An 11,697-nucleotide genomic window follows, 5' to 3' on the forward strand; every position below is an offset into this window, starting at 1 on the left:
CTAAATTTTCCCCGTGTCGTTTTGCCCTTTTTCCAGATACACTGATAGTAATATGTCTGGTTTGGCTTAAGGTTCTCCAGCCCAATCTGATGCAGGGTTTGAGGCTCATCATCCACAGATGATTGGGTCAGTATCCGTGGATTTGTACTAAAACGAACCTTTCCAATAGTTGCCAATTCGGTTTCCCATAGGATGGTGATTGTTGTCAACTGAGCATCCTGTAAATACGGTCCACGAACCAGATCATTCGCTAATAACGGCAGAGCTGATAAAAAGATAAATCCTAAAATGATTCCAGTGATTTTTCGCATTTACTGTCCTTGTGGGTTTATTGTCGTTTTCTTGCTACTTGTCTTCACTCGTGTCCGGTAAATATTTGAAAACAGGTCTGGAACTCCTTGGAGTTGGGATAAATTATCCCGGCAATAAGACAATAAAACCAAGGAGAATCAGACCATGTCACAAGTTAACACGCTCATGTCCGAACTACTCAGACTTTTTCCGAGATACGAATCTTAAGAATTGGAGAATAAGTACAACGGTAACTATTACACCTAATATTTCAGCGGCTTGCAGCAGCTTTTTGGGCTGCTCTTTTCCGTAAATGCAAGGGAGCCATCAAATTGCATTACCTGTATGATCACAGTGGTTCACTCCCCTCATTTATGGTTATGACAGATGGCAAGAAACATGAGGTCAGAGTGGCTCGCAGTGAGGATAAGTTATTAAGCTGGCCTGAGATAGCCGTGTGCATCAGGAATGAGCAACTCGCCGCAGTGTAAGTTCTTTTGCCACGAAGACATCCATCTTCGCTGGAAGAGCTACGCCGGACAAGCAAAGGCTCAAAGAGCCATTCAGGGAATTTATAGAACATCGTGCCTTAGTGACTTTGTGGCTATATGTGTAAAACATACTTACGGATAACATGGGCCGGTTTAATAGATTTTGCATTACTACCAGACAGCATCCTGTCAATAGATAAAGGCTACATTGACTACAAATGGTTGTATACATTGAATCAACGGAGTGTCTACTTCGTTTCCAGGGTCAAAGACAATATGAAGTATGAGGTCACCGGACAGCATAGGCCCCTTAAGAATAAACAGATCATCGGGGATGACTTGATCAAGCTCCAAGTTTTTAGTGCATCGACTCCGGGTAAACCGGCGCGTTGCTAGGGCGGTTCTGCGCGCGTCCGGGCGTAACCGCTGAAAGCGGTGGAGACTGATCACACCCCACAAAGCAAAAAGGTCCTCCATCCGGAAGACCTTTCAAAGTGTGCCTGCATACCGAAGATCCCAGCGAAGCTGGGACGCAGGTATGTAGCAGGGGGCGGATTTGAACCGCCGACACCCGGCTTATGAAGCCGGTGCTCTAACCAACTGAGCTACCCTGCCAATTTTCAATCAGGGTTGGAACTGAATCTCTTCATGAATTCCAACTGCTTGTCTCGGCATAGCCAATAGGCGACGCCGGAAGCTACCCTGCCAATTTTCAATTTGGAATTAGAAATTACGAATGAGGAGTCGGATCCTGTATCGCGTTTCTCTAACTACTTGTCACGGCGAAGCTGGTATGCGTAGCCGGACCCTTTTCAAATACAAATTGTGAATTACGAATCGATCTTTCAACCCGTTTCTTCACAATCTCTGTCAATACAACAGCTAAACAATAATTGACCTTTAAAAAGCGGGCAAAAATAGACTGGACCCTATCTGTGAGCAAGTGAATTTAGCGCTCTTTTTAAATTGATTCGAGCAGCCCCAAGCATGCTTTCCTGTTACTTACGATTTGAATATCCAAAGATGCGTGGGAATCAACATTTTATCAATCATTGGATTATCCCCTACCAACCTTATTTTATAAACTAAACAAACACTCTCAACCCAGGAAGGACATGTGATGAAATTTAGTTATGGACGTTTGCTGCTGCTTGGTTTTGGGTTTATGGGGACTACCATTTTATGGGGTATTTACAATGCCTATGTACCCATTTTTCTCCAGGCAGGACGCGAGGGCTTTGCCAGCTCAGCTGGAGTAAATGGCTTCGGTATGAGTGCCACAGCAACTGGTTTTATCATGACCCTGGATAATATTGCTGCTCTTTTCATTCTCCCCTTCATTGGAGCCTGGTCAGATCGGATCCGAACCCGCATTGGCCGCCGGAAACCCTTTATTGCCATGGGTGCCCCACTGGCATTTATCGGATTCATTGGCATCCCCTTGATGTTGGGCGTTTCACTGATACCATTTATGATCGCCATTTTTATCACCCTGTTTGCCATGGATGTCTTTCGTACACCAGTGATCTCCCTCATGCCTGATCTCACCCCCTCACCTAAACGATCACAAGCCAATGGAATCATAAATTTAATGGGTGGCATAGGTGCTGTGTTGGCCTTCGTAGTGGGTGGAATTTTATTTAAAGTTTCAGTGGGAGCGCCTTTCTATTTTGGTGGTATCATCATGCTCATTGGGGCTGCTGTTGTTCTGTATTTCATCAAAGAACCTGAGGTTCCAGAACCCCAGGAGGAAGAACCGGGCATTCTGGATAGTCTTAAAACTGTTGTAACAGACAAAGATAGATCCGCCCTTATGCTCCTCTCGGCCATCTTCTTCTGGTTTCTGGGTTATGGAGCCCTGGAAGTATTTTTTACATCCTTTGCTGTGAATCGCTTTGGGATCGACAGTGGTCAAGCCACCGGTCTCTTGGCCTATTTTTCACTTCCCATTGTGCTTTTCTCGCCCCTGAGCGGTTATCTCGGTGCAAAACTTGGTCGCCGTGTGATCATTATTGCCGGTATCGTTGGTTTTGCTGTACTCCTGTTCTGGGGTTACTCCATCCAATCAATTGACATGGTCAAAATCATGTTGCCCCTGACCGGTGTGACCTGGTCACTGATCCTGGTCAATTCGCTTCCCATGGTGCTGGATATGGCGCCCCAGGATCGACTGGGTGCCTACACCGGACTCTACTATCTGGCAGCCCAATCATCTGCTATTGCAGGTCCCATCATGGCCGGTAAGATCATCGAAATGTTCAATAACAACTATGGAGTAGGTTTCATTTATGGCTCAATTACTCTGATCATTGCACTGTTTTTTATGCTGCCCGTGAAACGAGGAGAGGCACTCCCGGTCACCTGACATGCTCTATCACATCCTTAAGTATCTGTTTCTCTTTATTGTACACGTCTTCTTCCGGCGTATTCATGTAGAACATAGAGATCGTGTCCCAGTAAAAGGACCACTTATCCTGGCTGCCAATCATCCCAACACGATGATGGATCCTGTTCTGGTGGCTTTGTTATCAGGTCGCAGTCCCCATTTTCTTGGAAAAAGTACACTATTCAATTCAGGGATAGCTAAAAGGTTTTTTCGCTCGGTTCATGTCCTGCCGGTTTACCGCAAAGAAGACGCTGAAAAGGAAATGGGTAAAAATGCTCAGATCTTTGAGAAATGCTATGAATCCCTGGAAGCTGGCAATGCGCTGGTGATCATGCCTGAAGGGATCAGCCAGATGGATGGAACCTTGCATGAGATTAAAACCGGAACTGCCCGCATCGGCTTGGGAGCCGAAGTGAGAAATGCATTCCAGTTGGGACTTCAGATCATTCCAGCGGGGATCAACTATAGCTCTCCTACTGAATTCTTCAGCGATGTACATTGTCGCTTTGGCCGTCCCATTGATCTCAGGGCTTACCAGGAACTTTACGCGAGAGACGAGTTTGAAGCGGTCTACCAGGTCACAAACCAGATCCGAGATGCTCTTGAAAAACTCACAACAACAGTGGAAAGTGCTGATACAGCAGCGGTTCTAGACAATCTACGAGGGATTTACAAACTGGAACTGGCAGCGGATCAAGGACTTCAGGACGAACTGAAGCAGCATGATTTTTCAGTTACCAGAGGCATGGCTGATGCCATCAACTGGTACTCTACAAAATTTCCAGAAGCTTTTCATAAAATAAACCGCCAGATGACCCATTATTTGGCCAAAATCGAAGGCTTGGAGTTGCGTGACGACCTCCTTTCCACAGCCAGAGGTCAAAAGACCTTTACCCGCCGCATACTTGGTCTAGTGGGAGTGCTTGTGGGGCTGCCCATCTATCTTTGGGGAATTCTCAACAATTTCCTGGCCTACCGCATACCTGCTTGGATGGTGAAAAAAATGGATACATCACTGGAATACCTTTCCAGCATCAAAATGCTCTCCGGGTTTATGGCTTTTGGTTTTTTTTACACGCTACAGGGTTTGATCATCTGGTTCCTCACCCATTCCGGCCCCTGGACAACCATTTACATACTAAGCTTACTGCCTGCGGGTCGATTTGCTCTGTACTATCATGATACGATGCAACGCTATCGTCAGCACTTGCGTATTTATACTTTGTTTTACAAACGTAAGACGTTGATGTACGAGATTATTCAAGAGCGCATGGCTTTGATTCAAGCTCTTGATGCAGCCAAGGATCAGTATATGAACAGAACCGAAGATAAATCAGACTCCAGAGTCGGGAAGGTTGACTCCGAAGCCTGATTGTAGGAAGAAGAGATACTCAACCAACGTCCCCTCTCAACTTCTGTTCCCTGAATTATTATTCAATTCCAAAATCTGACGAGTCTGTATCAAGCCAACATATCAAACTGCAGGAACATTTAGATCGTCGGGAACTATATTGATAAGGATTACTTTTTCATGATCATAACCATAAAACCCACGGGGGGATATAACATGACTACCATAAGAACCTTTTTGTTCACACTGCTTGTGATCTCATCCAGTGCCACTGCCTGGTACCCGGAATATACTGTGATGGCCAGTGATCTGGTGCTGGGTCAGAATTTTCTCGCACCAGCCAGTTTTCACTCCATGACTGTCTATTCATTGGGAGTTGAATTTCAGGATCTGTATAATTCCCCGCTTGACAACATCAGTAAAAATCCGGCAGCAGGATTGTCGGGAAACTCCCGTCACCTACTGCAGCTTGAGCTAGGCGGTCAACACCTATTTGATGGTGGCTTCGAGTCCCCTGGTCGAGTGGTTCCAATGTATGACTACTACTATTATCTGCCACGATCACAGTATCGGCAAACCGAAGAGGAACAGGATTATGAACCGGCTTTCCGGTTTGTCTATCTGGGATACCCGCTTAAGGGAGCTGCTGAGACGCGCCTGGGAATCGCATTCGACTGGATCTACGGGATCAGTGAATTCTATCAACCCTACGACGAATGGAATTTTCGAGGTTACAATGCGGTGGGCGCTGCCTTAGAAAGTTCTGAAGACCCCTATGAAGATTACAATCTGCGGGAAGCAGGCGATGACCTGAATATCAATCAGGGCTATCACCTGACCTTTTTCCTGGCCCATCCATTGACCAAAAACACGGACATTGGGGCGCGCTTGACCATGAATGATGAATCAGTGGATGGGAATCTGCGTGATTACAGTTTTTACGACCAATCCGATTACTACGATGATTATGTAAGCGTTTATGATTCTCAAACCGAAAGAGAGCAGGCTTTCAATAGTACCGATCTCATGTTGGGTATCAATACCAAAAGAGCAGATGGATCAAGTCTGGGTTTCAGCGGCGGTGTATTGCTGGGAAAGCTTGATCGTCTATTCAATGTGACAGACAGTTCACGGCACTTCTCATTGATGGAAGATCCCTATCCGGATCACACCCTCGATGATTCGACATTCTACTCAAGAAACTCAACTCATCTCTCTGAAAAAAACTGGAATTATGACGGGCAAACATTCTATCTGGGTTTCCAATATCTCTATCCCGAGACCAAGGGCAAGCAATTCAGTTTTACGCTGTATGGTGAGGATCGTCGGGCTGATCTGGTTGAGTCAGAATCATTGGATCAACGCAGCGCCTATGACAGTCGTCATTTTTATTATTATGATACGAGTCTTTATGAGTATTCCAGTTCTTCCTGGGCTGTCCTGGAGCGTAATGGAAGCGGTCAACTCAGGCAAAAGCTTTTCAGGATGTCAGGTGGTGTCGACTGGACGGTTTCTCCGGCTTTTCGATTCCTGGGAGGTCTCTCCATTCAATACAAAGATCGCGAACTCTCTGCAGATGAACCGTTCTCAGGCGAAAAATACGCCTATACGGACAGGACTGGGGGTAGTCATGCTACCAGATTAGATATCCAGCGTCAAATCGATGAAAAGGAGTTTTCCTGGCAACGCAGTGAGCAACAATTGAGTTTTGGGCTGCCGGTAGGATTTCTATTCAGGTTTGGAGAATATTTTCAACTTCAATCTGGATTAACAAAAGTTTTTTTGAAAACTGATATCAATGAATACTTCGATGTGATCGTCCGGCGTGACTACAGTTTCCGGGATAACAATGGCGTCATTACCGAAACAAATGAAACGAACTTTGTTGACGGATATAAATTTCCTGACATTAAAACCTTTGATGATGGATTTGATTTTAATGCGGGAATGAGTTTCATCTATAACGATAATTTTTCTGCTTCGGTGGTATTCACCAATGCGTTTAACGAGGAATATGTCATTAAGTTAGGTGGTCGTTTGAGTTGGTAGAAAGTGCTGAATCTTTTTTGCCGTGGATTTACGCGGATCTTCACTGATTTAATTTTGTTGATGTTATGCATGAAAATTGATGAATTAGCGAACCCAGTTTGATTGCCACAAATTGTTAAAAATATATTTTTAACAATTTCATACATTTTCATGCGTCTGTCCTTGACAGACCCTGGGTCGCCGTATATATTCAGCCCGCTCTCGCCGGGCGCAGCTTGAATAGCGAAAACCGGCAAACATCGCGGGATGGAGCAGTCTGGTAGCTCGTTGGGCTCATAACCCAAAGGTCGTAGGTTCGAATCCTACTCCCGCTACAATGCAAAAGCCTCCTGATAAGGGGGCTTTTTGCGTTGTATGGAGTGTGGATGAGAACCTGTCTGTTCGATTCGGAGGTCCTTAGGACCGGAGAAAGGCGAGGGAATCCCGTAGGGATGACGCTCAGCCAATCCTACTCTCCTCCTACGCTCGTTGAGCTTCGGCAGACAGGCCGCTACCCTAAGCCCCTGTCACTCAGGGGCTTATTTGTTTCCAGGAGTGCTGTTACCTGAATCACCACTATCGCCATAACATACTATTATCTATATACTTACGATGCTTTCTTGTAAACGGTGGTTATGAGACAAGGGCTAAAGTCTCATAGCTCATACGTTTTTGAGACGGGTTAAATGCCATGATATTCAACAGCTTAAGAAGTGTTTCATTGTGTAGTGTTGTGTAGTTTGATGTAGGTGTGTGATGCAAGCTACGCCACACATACGCCACACTAATGCACTCCTATGTGCTGTCTCGCACTCTCTTGAAATCCCCTTGGCCTCTGATATTCTCACCAAAACTGTCGTCTATTGGTTCTAGCAAAATATACTTAATTTGATGACTCACCCTCCTGCATCCCCTATTTCAAGAGAAGCAACTTTCGGGTCTCAATAAACCCATCAGCCTGGATCCGGTACAGATAGATACCAGCACCGATAGATCTACCGGCATCATCCAGACCATTCCATTGGACCGACCTATAGCCTGCATCTACAGTTTCTGACACCAGGGTTCTGATTTGGCGACCAAGAACATCATAGACAATGAGGGTTACCTGCGAAGCTTCCGGAAGATCATAGCGGATGGTCGTACTGGGGTTAAAGGGATTTGGATAGCCAGCATGCAAAGCGTACACTTCAGGAATCTCATTATCAGCAATGCCCACAGCACTGATATCAATGCGCAAATAGAAATCTCCATTGTTGGAGTAGATTTCCTCTTCCCCATCTGTGGCATAAATATCCCAGGTTCCCACAATTGCAGAGAACCCAGCTGCATCTACAATATCATAGAGTGCTTGATACGTGAATTGGATACTGGTATCCGTTGTGGAACTAATATTCAACAGATAGAGATCCACAGATAGCTCAGCCGAATAGGTGATCGTATCACCATCCAGATCGAAAGCTGGGCTCCAGGAGAAGGTCAAAGTATCTCCCAGATTCTCATTTGTGATTTGAAGTATTAGCCCGGCCTCAGGGGTTAATAAGCTAAACTCTTCCGGTGGATCGTTTACCGGGATGACCTGCAATTCGAACTGCATCGTGGCAGAAGTATCTGCATCAGAGACCTGGACCTCAATCATTGAGGATCCATTCCAGTTCACCAGTGGAGTCAGGGTCAGAGTTGTATCTATCAACTCGATTATGATGGCACTGGTGTCGGCCAACACTGCATAGCTGAGAAGATCATGGTCCAGATCGTAGCCGTGCAGGGCAATAACCAGATTGCTATCTTCCAATACTGTTGTATCCGGAATAGCTGTGATCATTGGTACATCATTCAACGGTTCAACAGTTAAGAATAAAGTATCAGCGATATACGCCAGGCTATCATCAGTAGCAGTGATCAGAATCCGGACAGTACCATTGAAGTTCTCTGTTGGATAAATCACCAGAGCGGTTGTATCCGATCGGGTTTCCCGCAAGAACACACGAGCTGATCCAACCTCATTGACCCCTAATGGCGAAAAAGTGGTCCTTGTTGAGTTTTTCAGGATGGTTCTTTCAACTCTCCCGGAAACCTCTCTCACCTCATTTCTATCCACTGAACTACTCGCATGTAGCTTACGTTTCAGAGCCATGACTCCAGCGTTTCCACCGGGGATATAGCCTGCCATGTTCAGAGCATCCTGAGCATCAATCCGCAATGAATCCAGTCCCCCATCCAGAGCTTGAGCGGTGAAAGTCAGGATATCCGCCGTATCCACATCGAAAAAATGATTCTCAATGGGTGAAACTACCACTGCCGAGAAAACATCTTCATCCACACTGACTGGCTCAAAGGAGCCAAGCACCACTGGCGAATCATTCAGGGCGGCGATGTTCACCAGGAAGGTGTCAGATACACTCACAAAGGCTGTATCAGTTGCAGTAACAACAATCATCGCTTCACCATACTGATCTGATAAATAATTCAGTTCCAGTGTTGCATCGTTCAAAATAGCAGTCAAAACAACCGGATTGCTGTTATATACACCTAGTGTGAGACTGTCTGCATTGGTGGATACATCCACATCAAAGAACAGTGCATCCAAAACCAGCAAAGTACCTTCAGCATCCTCGAATACAGCTAGATCCATAAGTGGATCAACTACAGTGGGATCATCATTTACAGGATGGACCTGTACAGCAATTGATTGAGTGTCGCTGGTATCTGCATCTGATACGCTGACCAGCACATGCATGGTTCCGTTCCAGTCAGCATCCGGAATCAGGATTAGAGTGGTATCATCCACTTCGGTGATCAGTGCACCCGTATCACTCACAGCATTGAAGGTCAATTCATCACCATCCAAATCAAAGGCTGAGAGATTCAATCTGAGGGTATCATCCTCGAATAGGCTGGTATCCGCAATAGCAGCCAGCACAGGTGGATCATTGATGGGCAAAATGGTCAGCAACAGTGTATCACTCACTGCGGCCAAGGAGTCATCGGTGATGGTCATGACCAGACGGACATCCCCATTGAAGTTCTCAGCAGGATACACAATGAGTGCAGTAGAATCATCTTCCCTGAAATTGTTCAGGAAGTGGCTACCGCTGGAGTTGGTGGACATCTGCAAAGTTCCACCTAATTGTTTAGATATGACGGATTGCTCTTTCTCACCTCGCTTTTCCGAGCTAAGTGGAACAATTCTAGTCCGTATTCTGGGTTGCTGAAACATTATAGCGTCACCCCAACCAGTCTCCTGCCAACCAGACAGGAATGCAGGATCTGATGCCAGGATCACCAATGAATCCAGACCGAGATCCAGGCTGCTGCACGTGTAAGTCAGCAGATCATCAGGATCAACATCATCACAGTACCATTCTAGATTGGAAAACAGCATGGCACCGAAAGCGTCTTCGTCAACCAGTCGGTCCGGGAAGGACTCTGTTAGATAAGGTGTATCATTAACTGCCAGGACTGAAACAAACAGGGAGCTTGTATCACTGAGGATTCCATCGCTCACAGCTACACGCAGGGTCTCACCCCCATACCAATCATCATCGGGTATAATACGGAAAAGATCATCAAGATTCTGGACGGTCAGTGAATTGCCGCCAGAAACGGACCAGCTAAGTTCCGTATCTGCATGATCCGGATCAAATACCTGATCAAACCAGTCAGCATAATGGAGGATAAGCGTTTCATCTTCCAGGGTACTGGTATCTGCTAGCGCCAGTAGTACTGGTGGATCATTCACAGCTGTTATGGTAATAGCCACAATACTGGTATCGCTGAGACTCTCATCTGAGACAATCGCTCTGAATGAAGTATCAACAGCACCTTCGAGAGGCACTCCATAAATACTGTCTGCTTGAGCAGCGAGCCAGGATGGCATGAGATCAAAGACCCAGGTCAAAGTTGAGTCTTCTACATCTGTTGCTGTGCCCAGATAACTGAAGTAGGTGTCTTCGGTGGCATCAGCTGTTGAAAGTGAGGTGATAACGGGGGCATCGTTAACTGGAGTGACTATGATGACCACATCCGTAGTATCAGAGTACTCAGCATCACTCACCACGACCTGAATGGTATCACGATCATTCCAATGGATCGGTGAAGTAATGACAACACTATCTGCACTGGCTAGCAGAGTAACATTACTGCCACCGTAGACAGTCCAGGTCAGCTCTGGGTCTGCATTATCAATATCAAGGACATGATCATACCATTCTGAAAACAGAACAGTTAGAGAATCATCCTCTGGATAAGTAATATCCGGTATGGCTGTGAACACCGGTCCATCATTCACAGCAGCGATGATGATTGCCACCACCAGGGTATCAGACAGGTCTTCATCTGAGACAATCGCTCGGAAACTGGTATCTACAGCACCTTCCAGAGGCACTCCAAAGACGCTGTCAGCCTCAGCAGTCAACCAGGACGGCATAAGATCAAAGACCCAGGTCAAAGTTGAGTCTTCAACATCAGTTGCTGTGCCTAGATAACTGAAGTAGGTATCTTCGATTGCTGCATCCGTAGCCAGTGATGTGATCACTGGAGCATCGTTAACTGGAGTGACTATGATGACCACATCCGTAGTATCAGAGTACTCAGCATCACTCACCACGACCTGAACAGTATCACTACCATTCCAGTTCGTTGATGAAGTAATAACGACACTGTCAGTGGTTACATCCAAAATGACATTACTGCCACCATACACATCCCAGGTCAGATCTTCATCCGGATCATCAACATCCAGCACAAAGTCATACCAGCCCGAGAAAGCCACCGACAGTGACTCACCTTCAAAGTAGCTATGATCAGGAATACTGGCGAAGATGGGACCATCATTCACAGCTGTTATGGTAATAGCCACAATACTGGTATCGCTGAGACTCTCATCTGAGACAATCGCTCTGAATGAAGTATCAACAGCACCTTCGAGAGGCACTCCAAAGACACTATCAGCCTCAGCAGTCAACCAGGACGGCATGAGATCAAAGACCCAGGTCAAAGTTGAGTCTTCAACATCTGTGGCTGTGCCCAGATAACTGAAGTAGGTGTCTTCTGTGGCATCAGCTGTTGAAAGTGAGGTGATAACGGGGGCATCGTTAACTGGAGTGACTATGATGACCACATCCGTAGTATCAGAGTACTCAGCATCA

General features: G+C 46.0%; 6 protein-coding genes and 2 tRNA genes. 5 read left to right on the forward strand and 3 right to left on the reverse strand.

Translation table 11 applies throughout. The features are described 5' to 3' along the window. A partial coding sequence (locus U9Q77_08770) for a fibronectin type III domain-containing protein (protein MEA3287451.1) occupies positions 1–311 on the reverse strand: 311 nt, incomplete at its 3' end. A gap of 588 nt (positions 312–899) precedes the next feature. On the opposite strand from U9Q77_08770, the gene U9Q77_08775 reads away from it, so the two are divergent. Further along, the gene (locus U9Q77_08775) at positions 900–1,178 is read left to right on the forward strand and encodes a transposase (protein MEA3287452.1); all 279 of its coding nucleotides are present in this window, start codon (positions 900–902) and stop codon (positions 1,176–1,178) included. Between the two features lie 145 nt (positions 1,179–1,323). Here U9Q77_08775 and U9Q77_08780 read toward each other — a convergent pair. Beyond that, positions 1,324–1,397: transfer RNA gene (locus tag U9Q77_08780), tRNA-Met, on the reverse strand. A 505-nt stretch (positions 1,398–1,902) separates the two neighbouring features. Here U9Q77_08780 and U9Q77_08785 point away from each other — a divergent pair. From U9Q77_08785 to U9Q77_08800, 4 genes are all read left to right on the forward strand, one after another. Continuing rightward, a complete protein-coding gene (locus U9Q77_08785) occupies positions 1,903–3,147 on the forward strand; it encodes an MFS transporter (GenBank protein ID MEA3287453.1) in 1,245 nt (414 codons plus the stop codon). A 1-nt stretch (position 3,148) separates the two neighbouring features. Continuing rightward, a complete protein-coding gene (locus U9Q77_08790; protein MEA3287454.1) occupies positions 3,149–4,540 on the forward strand; it encodes a lysophospholipid acyltransferase family protein in 1,392 nt (463 codons plus the stop codon). A gap of 195 nt (positions 4,541–4,735) precedes the next feature. Next, entirely contained in the window at positions 4,736–6,568 is a 1,833-nt protein-coding gene (locus U9Q77_08795) for a hypothetical protein (protein ID MEA3287455.1), read from the forward strand. Positions 6,569–6,808: 240 nt separating this feature from the next. Then, positions 6,809–6,882: transfer RNA gene (locus tag U9Q77_08800), tRNA-Met, on the forward strand. Between the two features lie 578 nt (positions 6,883–7,460). On the opposite strand, the gene U9Q77_08805 is transcribed toward U9Q77_08800, so the two are convergent. Beyond that, positions 7,461–11,697: tandem-95 repeat protein (locus U9Q77_08805; protein MEA3287456.1), on the reverse strand; the 4,237-nt coding region annotated here is incomplete at its 5' end.

The organism is Candidatus Neomarinimicrobiota bacterium (genome assembly GCA_034716895.1).
Classification (GTDB): domain Bacteria; phylum Fidelibacterota; class UBA8477; order UBA8477; family JABMPR01; genus JABMPR01.